General features: G+C 43.3%; 16 protein-coding genes and 1 pseudogene. 13 read left to right on the top strand and 4 right to left on the bottom strand.

From position 1 onward, the window contains the following. Window positions 1-198: 198 nt before the first annotated feature. The 7 genes and pseudogenes from BV455_RS20210 (at window position 199) to BV455_RS02025 (ending at window position 9,328) form a co-directional block, all read left to right on the top strand. Complete coding sequence (locus BV455_RS20210; RefSeq protein ID WP_245005328.1) at window positions 199-1,026, top strand: AMP-binding protein; 828 nt, start codon at window positions 199-201, stop codon at window positions 1,024-1,026. After that, window positions 1,023-1,802 carry a class I adenylate-forming enzyme family protein gene (locus BV455_RS20205; protein WP_342393769.1) on the top strand — a complete coding sequence of 260 codons (780 nt, stop codon included), beginning with the start codon at window positions 1,023-1,025 and terminating at the stop codon, window positions 1,800-1,802. The genes BV455_RS20210 and BV455_RS20205 overlap by 4 nt, the downstream gene beginning before the upstream one ends. Next, window positions 1,799-2,060: pseudogene (locus BV455_RS20750) on the top strand (enoyl-CoA hydratase/isomerase family protein); the annotation flags it as partial. The gene BV455_RS20205 and the pseudogene BV455_RS20750, both read left to right, overlap by 4 nt. 650 nt (window positions 2,061-2,710) lie before the next feature. Then, a complete protein-coding gene (locus BV455_RS02040; protein ID WP_218687699.1) occupies window positions 2,711-4,327 on the top strand; it encodes a PucR family transcriptional regulator in 1,617 nt (538 codons plus the stop codon). Window positions 4,328-4,523: 196 nt separating this feature from the next. Next, entirely contained in the window at window positions 4,524-5,990 is a 1,467-nt protein-coding gene (locus BV455_RS02035) for a CoA-acylating methylmalonate-semialdehyde dehydrogenase (RefSeq protein WP_061579453.1), read from the top strand. Window positions 5,991-6,116: 126 nt separating this feature from the next. Continuing rightward, window positions 6,117-7,469 (top strand): aspartate aminotransferase family protein, encoded by a 1,353-nt coding sequence (locus BV455_RS02030; RefSeq protein ID WP_017437714.1) that lies wholly within the window; start codon window positions 6,117-6,119, stop codon window positions 7,467-7,469. Between the two features lie 653 nt (window positions 7,470-8,122). Then, the gene (locus BV455_RS02025) at window positions 8,123-9,328 is read left to right on the top strand and encodes a trans-sulfuration enzyme family protein (protein WP_042411373.1); all 1,206 of its coding nucleotides are present in this window, start codon (window positions 8,123-8,125) and stop codon (window positions 9,326-9,328) included. Between the two features lie 217 nt (window positions 9,329-9,545). Here BV455_RS02025 and BV455_RS02020 read toward each other — a convergent pair whose 3' ends face one another. After that, window positions 9,546-9,833, bottom strand: coding sequence for a hypothetical protein (locus BV455_RS02020; protein ID WP_042411371.1), 288 nt, complete (start codon window positions 9,831-9,833; stop codon window positions 9,546-9,548). Between the two features lie 271 nt (window positions 9,834-10,104). Then, a complete protein-coding gene (locus tag BV455_RS02015) occupies window positions 10,105-11,409 on the bottom strand; it encodes an acetamidase/formamidase family protein (RefSeq protein ID WP_218687698.1) in 1,305 nt (434 codons plus the stop codon). A gap of 209 nt (window positions 11,410-11,618) precedes the next feature. Between BV455_RS02015 and BV455_RS02010 the strand changes: the two genes are divergently transcribed. From BV455_RS02010 to dhaM, 6 genes are all read left to right on the top strand, one after another. Beyond that, window positions 11,619-11,813, top strand: coding sequence for a hypothetical protein (locus BV455_RS02010; RefSeq protein ID WP_017437710.1), 195 nt, complete (start codon window positions 11,619-11,621; stop codon window positions 11,811-11,813). Then, a complete protein-coding gene (locus tag BV455_RS02005) occupies window positions 11,794-13,206 on the top strand; it encodes an amidase (protein WP_218687697.1) in 1,413 nt (470 codons plus the stop codon). The genes BV455_RS02010 and BV455_RS02005 overlap by 20 nt, the downstream gene beginning before the upstream one ends. A 383-nt stretch (window positions 13,207-13,589) precedes the next feature. Then, on the top strand, window positions 13,590-14,582 hold the full coding sequence (locus BV455_RS02000) for an NADPH:quinone oxidoreductase family protein (RefSeq protein ID WP_218687696.1): 993 nt from the start codon (window positions 13,590-13,592) through the stop codon (window positions 14,580-14,582). A 376-nt stretch (window positions 14,583-14,958) separates the two neighbouring features. Further along, window positions 14,959-15,954, top strand: coding sequence for a dihydroxyacetone kinase subunit DhaK (gene dhaK / locus BV455_RS01995; protein WP_218688010.1), 996 nt, complete (start codon window positions 14,959-14,961; stop codon window positions 15,952-15,954). A gap of 20 nt (window positions 15,955-15,974) precedes the next feature. Continuing rightward, window positions 15,975-16,589, top strand: a complete 615-nt coding sequence (dhaL, locus tag BV455_RS01990) for a dihydroxyacetone kinase subunit DhaL (RefSeq protein WP_218687695.1) — start codon at window positions 15,975-15,977, stop codon at window positions 16,587-16,589. Window positions 16,590-16,604: 15 nt separating this feature from the next. Further along, window positions 16,605-17,009 carry a dihydroxyacetone kinase phosphoryl donor subunit DhaM gene (dhaM, locus tag BV455_RS01985; RefSeq protein ID WP_081162103.1) on the top strand — a complete coding sequence of 135 codons (405 nt, stop codon included), beginning with the start codon at window positions 16,605-16,607 and terminating at the stop codon, window positions 17,007-17,009. A 266-nt stretch (window positions 17,010-17,275) separates the two neighbouring features. Here dhaM and BV455_RS01980 read toward each other — a convergent pair whose 3' ends face one another. Together BV455_RS01980 and BV455_RS01975 are read right to left on the bottom strand one after the other, a co-directional pair. Beyond that, window positions 17,276-17,704 (bottom strand): GNAT family N-acetyltransferase, encoded by a 429-nt coding sequence (locus BV455_RS01980; protein WP_042411347.1) that lies wholly within the window; start codon window positions 17,702-17,704, stop codon window positions 17,276-17,278. Between the two features lie 192 nt (window positions 17,705-17,896). Then, the gene (locus BV455_RS01975; RefSeq protein WP_061580375.1) at window positions 17,897-18,799 is read right to left on the bottom strand and encodes a glutamate biosynthesis transcriptional regulator GltC; all 903 of its coding nucleotides are present in this window, start codon (window positions 18,797-18,799) and stop codon (window positions 17,897-17,899) included. Window positions 18,800-18,914 lie beyond the last annotated feature (115 nt).

Below are 18,914 nucleotides of genomic sequence, written 5' to 3'. Positions count from 1 at the left end.
CCCCTCTTTAATATACAATATATTCAGAATTATTAAATAAAATAATAGTTGGCACAAATCTTGCTTTTTATGTAAGTGCCAGTACCAAGAAAGGAGATGAAAATAGAAGATGTATTGAATGAACACATTTTTTGTGATGCGAAATGAGAAGGATCGCATATATTTTGCATACGTTTTATATTTAAAGGAGGGGTTTCATTGGATTTGGGTTTTCTGACAAGACGAATGGCCAATGACGCTAATGTGAGTAATAATGAAAAAATAGCCATAAAAGAAGAATCCGGAAGATCATGGACATATAAGGAACTCCATCTGGTTTCGAATGCCTATGCAAATAAGCTTCGTGAACTGGGAATACAAAAAGGTGATCGGATAGGGATTTTACTTTACAACTGCCTTGAATATTTTGGTCTTTATTTTGCCGCAGCCAAACTTGGAGCAATAGCTGTTCGTCTAAACTTTCGCCTTGCAAGTGCTGAATTGGAATATGCTCTAAATGATTCGGGGACGAAAATATTATGCTTCCATTCAACTTTGGCAACTCATGTTAAAGAAGTTAAGGATCAAGTTCAGGTTGAACGCTACATATGTCTATCAAATAACGAAGCAGACATTCCACCTTGGGCGGAAAGTTGGGCTATTTTAAATAGCGGTGATCCAGACGAGGTAAAGACCGATCATATTAAATTAAGCGACCCACTCATGCTTATGTATACTTCGGGGACAACGGGAAGACCTAAAGGAGCCATCTGGACGCATGAAACGACGTTTTGGTTTTGTGCCATGCAGTCGATGAAGTGGAAATTTACAGGACAGGAAATTGGGATGACGACAGGGCCGCTCTATCATGTCGGAGCGATGGAAGATCTCGCTCTCCCTATTTTGATGATGGGCGGAACGGTTATCATAACGAAAAGCAAAGGTTTTAAGATTGAGAGAATTCTTTCTGTTATCGAAAAAGAAAAAGCGACCGACTGCTTTTTATTTCCTTTTATGATTTATGAAATGCTCAACTCACTTTTATGATTTATGAAATGCTCAACTCACCCGCACTTGATCAGTATCAGTTGAAACATTTAAGAATAATCTACACCGGAGGCGACCCGCTCATGCCATGGGCTTTAGAGACACTAAAACAAAAATTTCCGCATCTCGGCGTTGTCCAAGTGTATGGGTTGACAGAGGGAACCCCAATTGCCGCTGCCCTTGACCCAGAAGATGCACTTTTGAAAGGACATACCGTTGGAAAACCGATGCCGCTGACTGAAATAATGATCATCGATGACGACGGAACACCTTTACCAACTGGAGAAATCGGGGAAATCGCGATCAAAAGCCCGGCGGTTTCCGTCGGATATTGGAGGAAGCCAGATGAAACGAAAAAAACGTTCGTAAATGGTTGGTGCAAAACAGGGGATTTGGGGAAGTTTGACCATGATGGGTATTTATCGATTGCCGGCCGGAAAAAAGATATGATCCGTAGCGGCGGTGAAAATATATACGCAGCTGAAATTGAAGATGTACTTTATCGGCATGAGGCAGTTAAGGAAGTGGCAATCATCGGCATTCCCGACCCGAAATACATTGAAGCCGTATGTGCGGTCATTGTAAGGAAAGAAGGGGCCAAGTTGACGGAGGAGGAAGTGATAGAGTATTGCAAAAAGTATCTTGCCAGCTATAAGAAACCGAAAAAAGTCGTTTTTGTTGAAGAATTACCGCGCACTCCATCCGGAAAGGTCCAAAAGTATATTTTGCGAAACCAGTACGGCCGCAGGAATGAACTTGAGGAGGGAAGCCGATGAAAAATAAACAAGTCGTTTTTTGGTCAATATTAAATAGTATTACTATAATCACCATCGACAATCCTCCTGTCAATGTAATGGATGCAATTGTCTCATGCAGTCGATGAAATAAAAGCTAATGCTGCTGTGAAAACAGTTATCCTTACAGGTGCAGGTGAGAAAGTTTTTGTCGCCGGTGGGGATATTAAATTCTTTCCTGACTGGATGGGAAAAGGAATCGAAGAAGCAAAACAAAAATCGTTATGGCCTCAAGCTCCTTCTTTCGGAAAAATGGCGCTCGCTGCGTTGGAATAGGCGCCGTTTCCATCGGATCTGGCAGGCAAGAGATCGAAGAGGTTCTCGCCCTTTACCGGCAAAGCGAGGGCTTACCATCGCCACGAAAGTCGACAATGTGTCTCGGCGCGCTTTTAGGCCGTTGCATTTTAAAAAAATGCAACAGGCCAAAAATGCGTTTTATTTTTGCCTCCTTCCCAAGTACGCTCCTTCCTTTGCCTCACCTCATTATAATTTTTGCTTGTTAGGCGCGTAAGGGTCTGCGCTCTTTCGGACGGTTGATACTGCGTTCCACACCTTTCTACCCGCCTTCGCACAAAAATTCCCTCCTTCTCAAACAAGGGAAGGAGGTCTAGAAGATGAAAGAGAAGGCGTTGTCATCGTTTTTATCCTAATCGCAGCAGCCATCTTCCTCTTTTGGACGTCACATTTCATCCCGAAAAAACTTAATCTACGGAATCATCACAGCAATACTGGTTATCTACTTCATCGTCGAAATCATCAGATTCAACTTCTAACGAGGTGAAGTGATGAACCACTCCTTTTTTTGCTTTAAGAAGGAAAAAAGAACAATATACTGAATATTATTATTATATTCAAATTATCTGTTGCACAAAGGAGGAAAAGAGAAGTGTATGAAAACTTCCAAATTAACCGTTTCCGATATTTTGAAAAGGAAACATTTTGAACATATTCAAATTGCAGCGGGGCATCAAGGTTTGAATCGCACGGTGAAATGGGTGCACGTTGTGGAAGTGACAAAAATTAATAAACTATTGAAGGGAAAAGAACTGATTCTATCCACTGGAGTAGGATGGAAGGAAAATAAATCGTTGTTTCTATCTTTTGTGCAACAACTCATTGAATGTGATGCGTCCGGATTATGTATTGAAATGGGAACTTATGCTTCTTCCATTCCACAAGAGATTATTAACTTAGCAAACGAACACCACTTTCCCATCATTCTCTTTCTCAAAGAAGTTCCATTCGTCGAAATCACCCAGGATATCCACACTTATTTGATTAACCAGCATTATCAAATTATCTCCAGCCTAGAGTCCTATTCACAAGAATTAAACAAGAAATTGTTGTCGATTGATCATTATGATGAAATTTTAAAATTTCTGCATCACTATTTAGGACATCAAGTCATTTTTCGGATAAATGGAAAAGAAGTAGAGTTAGTGCCGAAATATGTAAAACGATCCGATGCAGAACAACAACTGCTGGATTCTGCATCTGCACTTCATCCACAGCAAAAGACAGCTTCTCAGTCCATTCAAATCCTCGGTAATGAATATGCGGAATTATCTATTGTTTCCATCGATAAAGAAATTAGTGAATTTGATCTTCTTATTTTGGATCGAACGGCTACTGCTCTTGCCCAACATTTGCTGCGGGATTTATATGTAGAAGAAAAAAAGCGAGCGCAAGAACATGAATGGTTAAAGGGTTGGTTAGAAGGTGAGCATACGAGTGAAGCTATTTTCGACTATTTAACAGATCATGAAGCAGAATTAAGGCCAAAAGGTGGATTGGTCATTATTTGCAGATTCAAATCATCGAAACAATACTTGAACTTAGACATTACTTATTTCAAATTATTGTGCCGGACTATTTTTGAACAACAAGGATTTTCCGCATTTCCTGTTGACTTTCGCAACAGCGTTGTATTTATTATGGTGAATAAGCGTGACATAAAAACATGGAAAAGTCGTATGAAGATGGGGATTAAATATTTGCTGGAATCTGATTTTGTGAATAAAAAAAGAATCCCGAAATTCCTCATAGCAGTTGGAAAATTTGTAGAAAACCTCTCCCATATGGACAAAAGTTATCGAACTGCTTTAGAAACCATTAAAATCCAAAATCAGCTGGGCGAAAAAGCAAATAGCTATTTTTATGAAGATTTACATATATATCGAATTATTTCGCTTATTCATAAATATAGTGACTTGCATGAGGTGGTAATGGAATATTTAGAACCTGTTATTCAATATGATCAAAAATACAATGGAAAGCTGATGGAAACATTAAAGGTGTACTTGGAGTGTAACGGCTCGAAAAAAGAAACGGCCAAAAGATTGTTTGTCGTTAGACAAACGCTTTATCATCGCATCCAAAAATTAGAAAAATTATTGGGTGACGATTTTATGAATCCGGAGAAACGGCTAGCTATTGAATTTATGATCAAAGCATACGAATATTTAATGCCAAATAACGAAGCGCAATATGTACAAAATGACAAATAAGGCTCTTCTACAGAAGTAGAGGAGTTTTATTTCTTATGTATTTGTTGCTGTTCAACAAAGGAGCCTAGTCATATTGTGGAATGAACGCATTTATATTTTTTACATTTTGTCTAATGAAGGAGATTGGAAATTAAGAGATAATTTTCTTAAAGTTAAATAATTCGAAATAGCGCGACATAAAAAAGGAGGTTTTATGATGACGGTGACAAAGAACGAAACAACGATTTTGAAAAACTTTATTAATGGACAATGGGTAGAATCAAGCGGGACAGAAACATTGGAAGTGCCGAATCCGGCGACAGGAGAAGTATTGGCGCGGGTTCCGATTTCGACGAAGGAAGATGTAGACAGAGCCGTTCAAGCGGCCAAAAAAGCATTTGAAACATGGAAAAATACACCGGTTCCTAAGCGGGCGCGGATTATGTTTACCTTTCATCATTTATTGAACGAGCATCACGAAGAATTAGCAAAGCTTATCGTTCAAGAGAACGGAAAAGCATATAAAGAAGCGTATGGTGAGATTCAAAGGGGAATTGAGTGCGTAGAATTTGCCGCGGGCGCTCCAACGCTAATGATGGGTGAGTCACTATCGGGAATCGCCGAAGGCATTGATTCGGAAATGTTCCGTTATCCTTTAGGAGTAGTCGGTGGAATTACGCCGTTTAATTTTCCAATGATGGTGCCTCTCTGGATGTTTCCGTTGGCGATTGCTTGCGGAAATACGTTTGTATTAAAGCCATCTGAAAGAACGCCAATTTTAGCCAATAAACTAGCTGAGTTGTTTACAAAGGCTGGGGCGCCGGAAGGAGTGCTCAATGTCGTTCATGGGGCGCATGATGTTGTTAATGCCCTTATCGATCACGAGGATATTAAAGCAATATCATTTGTTGGTTCCCAACCTGTCGCCAAGTATGTGTATGAGCGTGCAGCTGCGCGAGGAAAACGTGTGCAAGCGCTTTCTGGGGCGAAAAACCATCATATCGTCATGCCTGATGCTGATGTAGAGACAGCAGTGCAGCACGTGATCAGCTCCGCTTTTGGAAGTGCAGGGCAGCGTTGTATGGCTTGCAGCGCGGTTGTTGTTGTCGGCGACAATGATCAGTTTGTAAAACTGCTAAAGCAAAAGGCAGATGAGCTTATTATCGGAAATGGTATGGATCCAGAAGTACTTTTGACTCCAGTGATTCGTCAATCCCATCGTGAAAAAGTATTAGGTTACATTCAAAAAGGGATTGAAGAAGGGGCAACACTCATTCGGGACGGACGCAAAGAAATGGATGAAATGCCAGAAGGAAACTTCCTCGGTCCAACGATTTTTGATCACGTCACACCAGATATGACGATTGCCAAAGAAGAGATTTTTGCTCCTGTTCTCAGCTTGCTGCGTGCCAAAGATTTGGACGAAGCGCTTGAATATATTCGCAAATCTCGATACGGAAACGGTGCGACTATTTATACGAAAGATGCGAAGGCTGTCCGTAAATTCCGTGAAGAAGCGGATGCGGGAATGTTGGGAATCAATGTTGGTGTGCCGGCAACGATGGCATTCTTCCCGTTCTCTGGCTGGAAAGATTCGTTTTATGGCGACCTCCATGTAAACGGAAAAGATGGAGTGAACTTCTATACACGCAAAAAAATGATTACTTCTCGATTCGATTTTTAACAACATCTTGTACGAAGTTTTATTAAGCTGAGCAAGAACAGGTTTACTTACTCGGGAACCCCTCCGTTTTGAAACGAAGTCTAGGCGGAAGGGAGTTTACTTTACCATAGAAAGAAGGGAAGAGAAATGGTTCAGGTTCATCAAAACGAGCAATGGCTTGCGAAAGATAGTCAATATATATGGCATTCGATGAAGCCGTATAATCCGGATGCGACACTAGTGGTGACAGAAGCGAAAGGATGTTGGGTTACCGACCATACAGGAAAAAAATATTTAGATGCGATGGCGGGATTATGGTGTGTGAATGTAGGATATGGACGTGAGGAATTAGCGGAAGCAGCTTACGAACAGCTAAAAAAACTTGCGTACTTTCCGCTTACTCAAAGTCATGTGCCGGCCATTCAGCTTGGTGAGAAATTAAATGAGCTGCTTGGGGACGAATATGTTATTTTCTTTTCCAACAGCGGCTCTGAAGCCAATGAAACTGCCTTTAAAATCGCAAGGCAATATCATCAACAAAGAGGAGAGTATAACCGATATAAAATTATTTCCCGCTATCGGGCATACCATGGAAATTCGATGGGGGCTCTTGCCGCAACGGGACAGGCACAACGGAAATATAAATATGAACCGCTTGCGCCAGGGTTTATTCATGTGCCGCCTCCAGACAGCTATCGTGACAATGATCAAGCGGAAAATCCGCGAGATTTACGGTCCGTTAAAGTAATCGACGATGTGATGACATGGGAGTTGAGCGAAACTATTGCGGCGGTAATCATGGAACCGATTATCACTGGAGGGGGAGTGCTAATACCGCCGGAAGGATATATGAAAGCCGTAAAAGAAGTGTGCGAAAAACACGGCGCCTTGTTAATTGTCGATGAAGTGATTTGTGGATTTGGCCGGACAGGCAAACCGTTTGGATTCATGAACTATGGGGTAAAGCCGGATATTATTACGATGGCAAAAGGAATTACAAGCGCGTACTTGCCGTTATCGGCGACCGCTGTTAGAAAGGAGATTTATGAGGCGTTTAAAGGAACGGAAGAATATGACTATTTCCGTCATGTTAACACGTTTGGCGGCCATCCTGCAGCATGCGCTTTGGCATTAAAAAATATTGAAATTATGGAAAGGGAAAATTTATTTGCGCGTTCGAAGGAAGCAGGCGACCGATTGTTAAATGAATTAAAAAATAAACTGCAAGACCACCCTTATGTTGGCGATGTGCGCGGAAAAGGCTTGCTCATTGGAATTGAACTAGTAGCTGACAAAGACACGAAAGAGCCTCTGGATGTTTCGCTTGTTAATAAAGTGATTGGCATTTGCAAAGAAAACGGCCTGATTATTGGGAAAAACGGCACGACCGTTGCGGGATACAACAATGTGCTAACATTATCGCCACCATTGAATATAGAAGACAGCGATCTCTCGTTCCTGGTAAATACGTTAACCGACGCATTATGGAAAATTAAATAAGGAAATACGGATGGTGTCAAGGCCGATTCATTTTTGGCATTAACAATTTTGCGGTAAACATGGGAAGAAAACTAAATTACAAATAACAAAAAATGCAGGCAGAAAATAAGAGGAGTTCCTTTTCCTATTTAATCAGTCTGATTGAAGGAAAGGAACTCCTCTGATCATTTTAAAGTATATGACGTTTTTAAATCCTTTTTTAAACCTGTATGAGTTCTAACACAGAAAACCCTTCTCTTTTATATTTGGTTATGATTTTTTGTAAAATCATATAAATTTAAAAAGAGAAGTAACTTTTATAGTTAGTAACTTTATTAAAGCGATAGGTTTACTTTTTTTAAAAAAATTATATATAATATCTATTAAGTTCTGAAATAAACAAAAGTTCTGTCTGTTACAAAAATAAATCCATACAAATCAAAAGCAAAGAGAAAAAGAGGTTCATAGACAAGCTAGCATACATAAATTTTTTCATCGATCATTTCATCATGTAATCGCTGAGAGAAGTGTAAGAATCTTTTGGAAATCAGGACAATCAGGATGAGGTTAAATTCTTTGCCATAAAGATTGATTTTTCATGATCGGCACCAACTTGTTTTTATCAAGAGCACTTGTCTAGCCGAGTATCTAGAAAAGCAAAGGAGAGAGAGTAGATGGACAAACGTGATAACCGTGAAGAGCTGAATCTTGAAGAACTCCGAACCGAAACATTGGTTGTGCATGGCGATGATTGGGTAACCAATGATAGAACGGTGGCTCCGGCAATTTATTACACAGCTACGTTTCGTGCGCATAACTCCAGTGAATTTGCGGAAATGGCGGGAACACCCCGTCATGCCCGGTATTACACACGTTACGGGAATCCGGTGCATGAGCGCGTAGCGAAGATTATGGCTGAGCTGGAAGGAACAGAAACCGCAATGGTAACGGGCTCCGGGATGGGGGCAATTGCTACGACCATTCTAGCTCTAGTCAGTGCAGGAGATCATGTGATTGCACAGACGCGGCATTATATGAGTACCGCCAAGATCATGGATGAGATGCTGCCGCGATTTGGCGTGGAAGTGACTCTGGTCGAACAAGCGGACATCAACGCTTTTGCGGAAGCGATACGGCCTAACACAAAGCTCATCATGGTGGAGACGCCAGCTAATCCAACTTTGGTGTTGACGGACTTGGCTGCTGTGGCGGAGCTGGCGCGCCCGCATGGAATTATCGTTGCGGCCGATAACACGTTTGCATCGCCGATCAATCAGCGTCCTCACGATCTGGGTGTCGATATCGTCATTCACAGCGCAACAAAATATTTGGGTGGACACCATGATTTGACAGCTGGTGTCATCTGCACCAGCGAGGAGTTGGCCGAGCGTATTTGGCACACGCATATTTCCATCGGCTCTGTCCTCTCGCCAATGGATGCATGGCTATTATTGCGCGGTCTGCGTACGCTTCCGATACGGATGGAACGCATTAATGCCAACGCCTTAGCTTTAGCTGAGTTTTTGGAGCAGCAGCCACAGGTAGAGCGTGTATATTATCCCGGCCTTCCTAGCCATCCGCAACATGAGTTGGCAAAACGTCAGATGCGGGGGTTCGGAGCAGTCATTGCCTTTGCCATTAAAGGCGGTTATGAAGAAACTCAGCGGTTCGTTTCTGCATTGAAACTGCCGCCAAACGCGGTGAGTCTGGGCGGGGTCGATTCCCTTGTGGTACACACAGCGGCGATGTGGGAAGGAGTGATGACCGAGGAGCAAATGCGGACCGCTGGGATTCCGTCTAATTTCGTGAGATTCTCGGTCGGAATCGAACATATCGATGATCTGAAAGCAGATGTATGGCAGGCGTTGCAGGTAGTTTAAGGGTTTCTTGAAGTGAGTATTGGATCACGATCGGCAGTGAAGAATGGAAGTGAAATGATGCATTGTGACGATAAAAGAATATGTGTTTTCACGAAAAATGGCGAACAGTACACATTACTGTTCGCCATTTTTTGAGGGAGTAAAATGGCAAGTAAAGGGGGTTTTCATGGTACTTGCCATATAAGGTAAAGGCCGTATTACGCCCTAAGTAATGGATTTATTGAAAAAGATCTTTATGCTTTATTTCAAGTGTTTGCCGCAGTTCGGAAAGGGAAGGGGTTTTCGTCTTGAATGTATATGTGTCTAAACAAATGAGCGAATAGTCGTCGCCCGGGTCAAAAACAACGGTGACGATTTCTTCCGTCCCACAGTCGATTTGCTGAAACGTATCGATGTCCTGCGGCTGAACGTCCAGCTTGTTGTATTTTTCCCGAATCACATAGTATCCTTCCTTCAGTTGCTCGGCAAACAAGGTTTCCGTGCCAATCAATTCGTGCACGATCATTGCTCGCGCCTCCTGTCTTGTGAAATACTTCTCAATCTCACTATACTACAAAACCGCGGCAATTGTAATCGGTTTGGATTCATATTCGAAAAGTTGTCACGTTTGAAGGCGCTTTTTGGGTACAATATTGAAAAAATTAAGCCAGCTCTCTTTCTGTAGAGAGCCGGCTGTTTTATAGTGTGAATGATGATCTCGACAAGATTTTGTCGATAGCCATGTTTTTGTGCCAAAGGGCATCGCTTTCCGCTACATATCTATTTCATCATATCGTTCATTCCAAAACATCGCGATATTGATCGCGCACTAACGTTGTAAGGCCAATCTCGTCCAAATAATGGACAGGGCATAAAAAGGTGACGGTTACAACCCCTGGATGTCTGCCAATTTCGATCGCTCCCGTGATCGTTGCACGGTTCATCACTTCAGGAACGGAAATGCCTAGCACTTTTGCTGCTCGCTGCAAACCGTTTTCCGTTGCTTCGTTCAGGTTTGCGCCTGTTCCGATAAAGGAAATCGGAAGGGATTCTTCCAGCTTTCTCACGCCCCATGTTTGCGCGAGATCAAGCGCGATCTCTTTTTCTTTTTTCGTTATTGGTTTTGCTAAATATGGAAGGTCTTCTGCGACAGGCAAAAGAATTGGACCATCGATCGTCAGCCCTTTGATGACTTTGACTTGAAGGGTTACGATGCCGGCAACATCGGTAGTATGTCCCGCAATTTCCCCGTCTCCTTGCATGGCGTGCATATCACCGAGATAAACGCCGCCGCCACGCACTTTCACAGGGCAGATTAAAACGGCGCCTTCCCGAACGCGGTTAATATCCATATGTCCGTCTGTACGGTTTTCAAGCTGCTCTTTTGTAATTCCGTATTCATGCGGGGCGTCGATCAGAAACTGCCCGAAGTCGCCTGCGTTGTGCGAGTCCGGAAACGGCTGCGCAGGCGTTGTGCCAAGCTGTCCAAGGAAAGGACGAAGTCTGGCGACGGTTCCGACTAAATCGTGAGGCGCAAAAGTGACGATCGGGTTTTGCACCGAGTTGTCAGGCGTCGCCATGTAATAGCGCCCTTGTTGGGCAATATGTTCTGCCGCTTCTTTATGCAGCGTGATGCCGACTCTTTTATTGGAATCAAACGCCATCGTATAGCCGTTCGTAAACACAAATGGGGTGACGTCCGCGCCGCAATTGGCGCAACGAATTGCTTCCGGGCCTATTCCTTCTATTTTTGTTTCTGGATACATCGTTCCGCATTGTGGGCATTTCACGGCGACAAAAGGATCTCCGACAAATCTTCCTTCCATTGGCTTATCATTTCCGGAGGATGTAGCGATGGAAGTGATGCGGATCGATTTAATTTTAATGGCGATCGCATCTCCCACTTCTGCTCCTTCCACGAAAACAGGTTTTGTGACTTCATGGCCGCCGCGAATACAAGGAGTGATCATCGGTCCCCAGCATCCAGGAGTTGTATTGGCGACAATATACCCGCCATCTTGCACAGGACCGAGCATTTCGCCGTTAGGATCTAAAATCCCGTTCGTAAATTCGTTGACAAATACGGTTTGTTTCGCTTCCATAAGCTTCCCTTTCCTTTCATGCTAAAATATCTTTCTATTAAAAATTATAAGAGATAATAGTAAACGATTTCAAAGAAATAGATTGATAATTCTTGAAAATTTAATTTAATAACTGAGCTAATCGGATATTAATAAAAATATAATATTATGAATGTTGTTAATTTTGTGAATAGTGGTGTATAATTTGATTTTAGAAGGGAGGAAAATAAATGAGAGAAAGTATAAAAATGGTATTACAAGAAAAAGGGATTAAAGTGTCTGAATGGGAACTAGTGTTGCTAGAACATCAATGGAAAGCGCTTCAACAATTAAAAAAAGGAATCGAGACACTAAAATTAAATGATGCCGATATTGGCATTACTCATCATCCAGGAGGTGTGTATCGTGGGAAAGCGGTTAAATGAGAAAACGATCTCCGAACTTGCGCCGCTTGTAAAAAATAAGGAAATTTCTCCTGTGGAGATCGTTAACGACGTACTGGAACAAATCGAAACATTAAACGAAAAGTTAAACGCTTACATTTTGGTTACTGCCGAGAAAGCGCGGCGGCAGGCGGAGATGGCGGAAGCGGAAATAGTATCGGGAAACTATCGCGGTCCGCTGCACGGCATTCCGGTGGCGATTAAGGATATTATTTATTTTGCTGACGAAACAACAACGATGGGATCAAAAATCCATCGGGACTTTCAACCGAGTTATAATGCAACGGTGGTAGAAAAATTGACCGAAGCGGGAGCGGTTTTTCCGGGAAAGCTCCATTTGCATGAGTATGCTTGGGGAGCGACGAACAATAATCCTCACTTTGGTCCTGCCCGCAATCCTTGGGATACCGAGCGAATCTCGGGAGGATCGAGCGGAGGATCAGGGGTTGCGACAGCCGCCCACATGACGATTGCCTCTTTAGGAACGGATACAGGCGGATCGATCAGAATTCCTTCCTCTTTTTGCGGCATTGTCGGCTTAAAGCCTACCCATGGATTAGTGAGCAAATACGGTTGTTTTCCGCTCGCGTGGTCGTTGGATCACATCGGTCCGATGACGAAAACGGTGGAAGATGCTGCTTATGTTTTGGAAGCGATTGCAGGATATGACCCAAAAGACCCGACCTCTATCGATGCCCCTACAGCCAGATATTCCTCGCAATTAACAGAGTCCATAAAAGGTGTAAAAATCGGTATAGAACCATATTTCTTTGACAATGTGGACGTGGAAGTGGAAAAAGCGGTGAAGAATGCTATTTCATCGCTGGAGCGTGAAGGCGCTGTCGTCGAAACGGTGCGAATTCCGACATTGCGGTATGCGCAATACGCGGAAATGATTACAATTATTTCGGAAGCTAGCGCCATTCATCACCATCATTTAGTGGAAAGAGAAGAGGATTTTGGAGACGATGTCCGTTTTCTATTGAAGCTTGGAGAAATACCATCCGCTGTGGATTACTTGCAGGCACAACAAATTCGCTTAAAGCTGAGCCGCGAATTAATGGAGATATTCAATAAAGTAGACGTTCTCATTACCCCAACACTTCCATTACTGCCTCCGAAAATCGGGCAGGATACGGTATTGTTAAACGGAAAAGAAGTGAATTTTCTTGACCATATTATCCGTTTTACAGGGCCGTTCAACTTGACAGGCTTGCCGGCGGTAACGGTGCCGTGCGGTTTTGCTCAAGGTCTTCCTGTAGGCATGCAAATAGTCGGCCCGGCTTTCGGGGAAATGAAAATATTAAATGTTGCCGATGTGTTTGAGAAATTGCATCCAGAGCTAAAACAAAACCCGATTGCCCTGAGACGGTAAAAACGGCCTTCCCTTTCCGATCGGAGAGGGAAGGTTTTGGATGTATGGACGGATATCTCCGAATAACGTGAAGCAGGAAATTGGCATGTTCAATATTTTTGTAATTTGTTCAGTCTTATATCGATACGTTAGCGAAATGTGAGGTATGGCTAGACCGCTCGCGTGATATTTTCCGCTTGTACACGTTACATTCATTGAAAAAACGCATAATTTTGTTGGCGGAACGGCGAGGTTCTTGTTTAGACGTAATCCTTCTTGGCCAAACTATTGAGATTCAAACGATGTGATACAAAACGCTTTGGACAACAAAATGTTTTGACCAGCCGGAATAATTTTGCTATCGTAAAGTCAAGGATATGGAAAAATTTTGAGGGGGATGTCTTGTGAGCGAATTCAAGGCGTTAGTGGTAAATAAAACGGAAACAGATTTTACCGTCAATGTACAAGCTGTTTCCATGGATGACCTTCCCAAAGGGGATGTCCTAATCAAAGTCCAATATTCCAGCGTCAACTATAAAGACGGACTGGCGTGCATTCCCGATGGCAAAATTGTAAAGACGTATCCGTTTATCCCGGGGATTGATTTAGCTGGTATTGTTGCTTCTTCGAGCGATCCGCGTTTTAAAGAAGGGGACGAAGTCATTGCGACTGGTTATGAAATTGGGGTGACGCATTACGGAGGGTACAGTGAATACGCCCGTATTCCTGGGGATTGGCTCGTCCCGCTTCCAAAAGGATTGACATTAAAAGAGGCAATGGCGCTGGGAACGGCAGGGTTTACTGCGGCATTGTCGATTCACCGTTTGGAGGAAAACGGTCTGTCTCCGGAAAAAGGAAAGGTGCTTGTTACTGGGGCAACCGGCGGTGTGGGCAGTTTGGCAGTTTCGATGCTGGCAAAACGGGGCTATGAAGTAGTCGCGAGCACAGGCAAAGAAACAGAACACGAATATTTGCGTGAGCTTGGCGCGAAAGAAATTCTTTCCCGTGAAGATGTATGTGCCGAAAAGATCCGTCCGTTAGATAAACAATATTGGGCAGCGGCCGTTGACCCTGTCGGCGGCAGAACGTTGGCGACAGTGCTAAGCCGTATTCAATATGGCGGTGCTGTAGCAGTCAGTGGGCTGACAGGCGGCACGGACGTTCCAACCACTGTTTTCCCATTTATTCTTCGCGGCGTTAGTTTACTAGGCATTGATTCCGTTTATTGCCCGATGGAGTTGCGAAAACAAATTTGGGAACGAATGGCCAGCGATTTAAAACCTGATAAACTATTAGAATCGATTGCGCAGGAAGTTACTCTTGAACAGCTTCCTGAAGCCTTATCGAATATTTTAAAGGGCAAACTGCGCGGCAGAACGGTGGTAAAACTGTCATAATGCAATCGGAAAAATTCATTATGACAAGCATGTTTTTGTTTCCCCTATCTCGAGAATACAGATAGGGGATTTTTTGTGTGGAAATGTGATCGATACATATTATCTGCTCTTTCTTATTCAGCCAAAGTTTTAGCGTAATGTATTTGTCTTTTTTAAGCTGTCCTCATAAATGATGTCGTGTCCTCCATTTTCTGTATTTAACATAACAGTAAAAAATATTTTTATTATTCGGTGTTTGCTAAGATTCTTCTAGTTTTCAGGTAGCAAAGAAATTAACGTTTTTTAGTTTGACATACAAAATTTAGAAAGAATGATCGCTATTTATGGTAGAATGTAAGAAGAGAAAAGCGATCCAATCATACAGGGGGAGAGAATGATGAAAAAACTAATTAACGATCCAAATCGAGTCGTCAACGATATGCTAGAAGGAATGGTCGCAGCTTATCCAAATCGGTTGAGACGGCTGCCGGGTACGAATGTGATTGTGAGAAATGACGCTCCAGTAAAAGGAAAAGTTGGTGTTGTAAGCGGCGGCGGCAGCGGACATGAACCAGCGCATGCGGGCTATGTCGGCAAAGGAATGTTAGACGCGGGGGTATGCGGGGAAGTATTCACCTCGCCGACACCTGACCAAGTGCTAGAGGCGATCAAAGCGGTCGATAGCGGGAAAGGTGTATTGCTTATCATTAAAAATTACACGGGAGACGTGATGAATTTTGAAATGGCTGCGGAGTTGGCCGAAGCAGAAGGCATTAACGTCGCGAAGGTGATTGTGAATGACGATGTCGCGGTGGAAGACAGCACGTTTACGACAGGACGGCGCGGCATCGCTGGAACGGTGTTCGTGCATAAAATTTCAGGAGCGCTGGCGGAGCGCGGCGCATCGCTTGAAGAAGTCGAGGCGGCGGCGAAAAAGGTGGTGCAAAACGTTCGTTCCATGGGAATGGCGCTTACTCCGTGCACCGTGCCGGCAGCGGGAAAACCTGGCTTTGAACTTGGAGAAAACGAAATCGAAGTCGGCATCGGTATTCACGGTGAACCAGGAATTGAAAAAACCACGATCAAAACAGCGGACGAAGTTGCGGAAACGCTGCTTGACAAAATTTTGGATGACATGAAACTAGAAAAAGGCGATCGCGTTGCAGTGATGATTAACGGGCTTGGTGCGACACCGTTAATGGAATTATATATTGTCAACAAGAGAGTTTCGAAGATATTGGAAGAAAAACAAATTCACATCTATGAAACATTTGTCGGAGAATATATGACCTCTCTGGAAATGGCCGGCTGTTCGATATCGCTGTTAAAATTGGATGATTCCTTGATCGAATTGTTAGATGCGCCTGCGGATACGATTGCGTTGAAAAAATAAAAGGGAGAGGAGAAATCGGCATGGCGTTTGGCGTGGAACAAGCAAAACGATGGATGAGCATCGCAAACGATCACATTCAGCAACAAAAACAATATTTAACAGAGCTCGATCAAGCGATCGGTGACGGCGACCATGGGCTGAACATGGCGCGGGGATTTCAAGAAGTAGTTAAAAAAATTGCTTCTGCCAATTACGAAGATCTCGGCTTGCTTTTTAAAGACGTAAGCATGACGCTAATCGCGAAAGTAGGCGGAGCTTCGGGACCGCTATACGGCACTGCTTTTTTGAAAATGTCGCTGGTGCTAGCGGGAAAAAAGGAAGCGGATGATAAAGAATTGATCGCCGCGTTAGAAGCGGCGTTAAGCGGAATCAAAGCGCGCGGAAAAGCAAAGGTCGGCGAGAAAACGATGGTGGACGTATGGGAGCCGGTCATGGAATTTTTGCGGGAGAAAGAAAGCTTGCAAGCGAAAGAAGCGGCGCTGCTTGCGAAAGAAAAAATGGAACATACAAAAGAACTCGAGGCGAAAAAAGGGCGTGCCGCTTATTTAGGAAAGCGATCGGTTGGCCATATCGATCCAGGTTCGGCTTCTTCGCATTTATTGTTTGCTGCTTTAGCGGAAGCGCTGGAAGGATAAAGGAGAGAGCGATTCATGAAGCATGTCAGCCTTGTATTAATTTCGCATAGCGAGGAAATTGTAAGCGGTTTAAAAAAACTATTAAATCAAGTCCAGCCTGATGTCAGCATCGCCGTTGCAGGAGGGAATGACGGAGAGATTGGAACGAACGCTTTCCGCATCAAAGAAGCGATTGAGTCTGTTTATTCGGAAAAAGGGGTTGTCATTCTGTTTGACCTTGGAAGCGCTTTGATGAACGCGGAACTAGCAATGGAGATGCTAGAGAAAACAGATCACATCGCTATCGCCGATGCTCCATTGGTGGAAGGAGCGTATATCGCCGCCGTAGAAGCAGGATTGGGCAAATCGCTTGATGAAGTCGTCCGCGCGTGTGAACAGGCGAAACAAATGGTGAAGGTGGTGCGTTCAGAGGCTGAATGAGCGAACCATGGTAATAATGGAAAGCGAGAACGTGAGGAAACATTGATAGAAAAGCCCCGGAATCGAAATGACTTCCGGGGCTTTTATTGCTTGGCCGCAAAAAAATTTTGTTGCCGATGTTGGTACATTTTCTTTAGATAAAAAGCCGCAAAACTGATTTTTTATAAAGTCTCTGTTAAACATTAGTAAAGAAAAAGGATCAGTTTTTCATTCTTTTTATATGTCTTCTTCAACTAACTTACTCGTTAGTTGAGTAATACCGGAACTTAATTTCTTTTTACGAACCGATATCCTGTTATCTCATAACCTAATTGCTTATAAAACTTATGCGCCTCTTCTTCACGTCCAAAACCGCTAACTAACCAAGTTCCCACACATCCATGTTCTTTTGCCAATTGTTCTGCATAATTCATGAGATAACGACCTATCCCTTTACCACGGTTTTCCAAATCAACAACGATAACAGATATTTCTCCATATTTACTAACTTCTTCAATGTTTTCTCGAATGCGGAAGCCTAAAACTCCCACTATGTTACTTTTTTCTTCACATACATAAAGAAAATCAAACGGACTTTCATTTACGAAGTTGAGCCGATTTTCCATGTCCCGATGCGAAATTTCATGCTGAGTCAATTGGAACATTAAGTTACACATTTTAGGAATGTCTTCTACTCTAGCCGGACGAATCATCATAGAAAAAACCCCCTTCTGTATGTGAAATCCTTTATGATAATTAGATATTTCAACTAGAAATTTTTACAATAGATTTGTAAGAAAATATAACAACAATTTTAACATGCCGCGTTTTAAGTTAGATTCTACACGTTAGTCGAAGAAGAAAATCAACAATAAGCGAACAGAGTCTTTAAAGCTAGACAATGTCTTTTACTGGTACCGCTCCAACCGGGCGAAAAAGTCTTTCACAAACCGATAAAACACTTTGACCGACGGCGCCAGTTCGTGATGATCGGAAACAATGATGCCAACGTTTCGCTTGACTTGCGGCATTTCGATCGGCACTTTGACGGCAAAGCGCAATACCGTTTCATAAAAGGCGCTTTCCGGAAGCAGGGTGACGCCGATTCCCGCCGAGACAAGCCCTTTGATTGCATCCAGATCTTCTCCTTCTGACGAGATGACCGGGGAAAATCCGGCCTGATGGCAGGCATCGAGCACAATTTGATGCAGCACATACCCTTCTGGAAACGTGACGAACGGATCGTTGCGCAGCTCGTTTAGCACTAAGCTGTTTCGTTTGGCGAGCGGATGATTGCTTGGAAGAAGAGCGGCAAACGTTTCTGAAAACAAAATCTCCCCTTTAATGCCCGGTTCGCCAGTTGGAACAGGTCCGAGAAACGCCAAATCGATTTCTCTTTTTTTCACCGCTTCGATTAAATATCGGTACGCCCCTTGCCGCAGGTGAAACGCCACGTTTGGATGCTCTTCTTTAAACGCGGAAATGACCATCGGCATCGTATGGCTGGCAAGGCTCGTCGGAAAGCCGATTTTGATCGTTCCGCGCTCAGGATCCAAATATTCTTCGATTTGCTGCTTGGCGTATTCGATCGCTTTGAGCGCCGTCTCGACATGCGGCAAAAAATGGCGGCCGACAGGGGTGAGTTTGACGTTTCGTCCTTCCCGCTCAAACAATTGGACGCCAAGTTCTGCTTCCAAATTTGCAATTTGCCGGCTGATGGCGGATTGGGCGACATGCAGCGCTTCCGCCGCTTCGGAAACGTGTTCCCGCTTCGCTACCTCCACGAAATATTGCAGCTGTCTCAGTTCCATTTTTCTCTCCCCTCCCTGCCATTTATCGCAAAATGAGATGGATTTAATCTAAATTATATATTGTTCATATTATTTTTGAAAATTACAATGATTATTACAGAGAAATTGGAACGGG

This window comes from Parageobacillus caldoxylosilyticus, assembly GCF_019272935.1.
Classification (GTDB): Bacteria; Bacillota; Bacilli; order Bacillales; family Anoxybacillaceae; genus Saccharococcus; species Saccharococcus caldoxylosilyticus.
The sequence above is the reverse complement of the archived record's forward strand: the minus strand, read 5'-3'. Positions and strand labels throughout refer to the sequence as shown.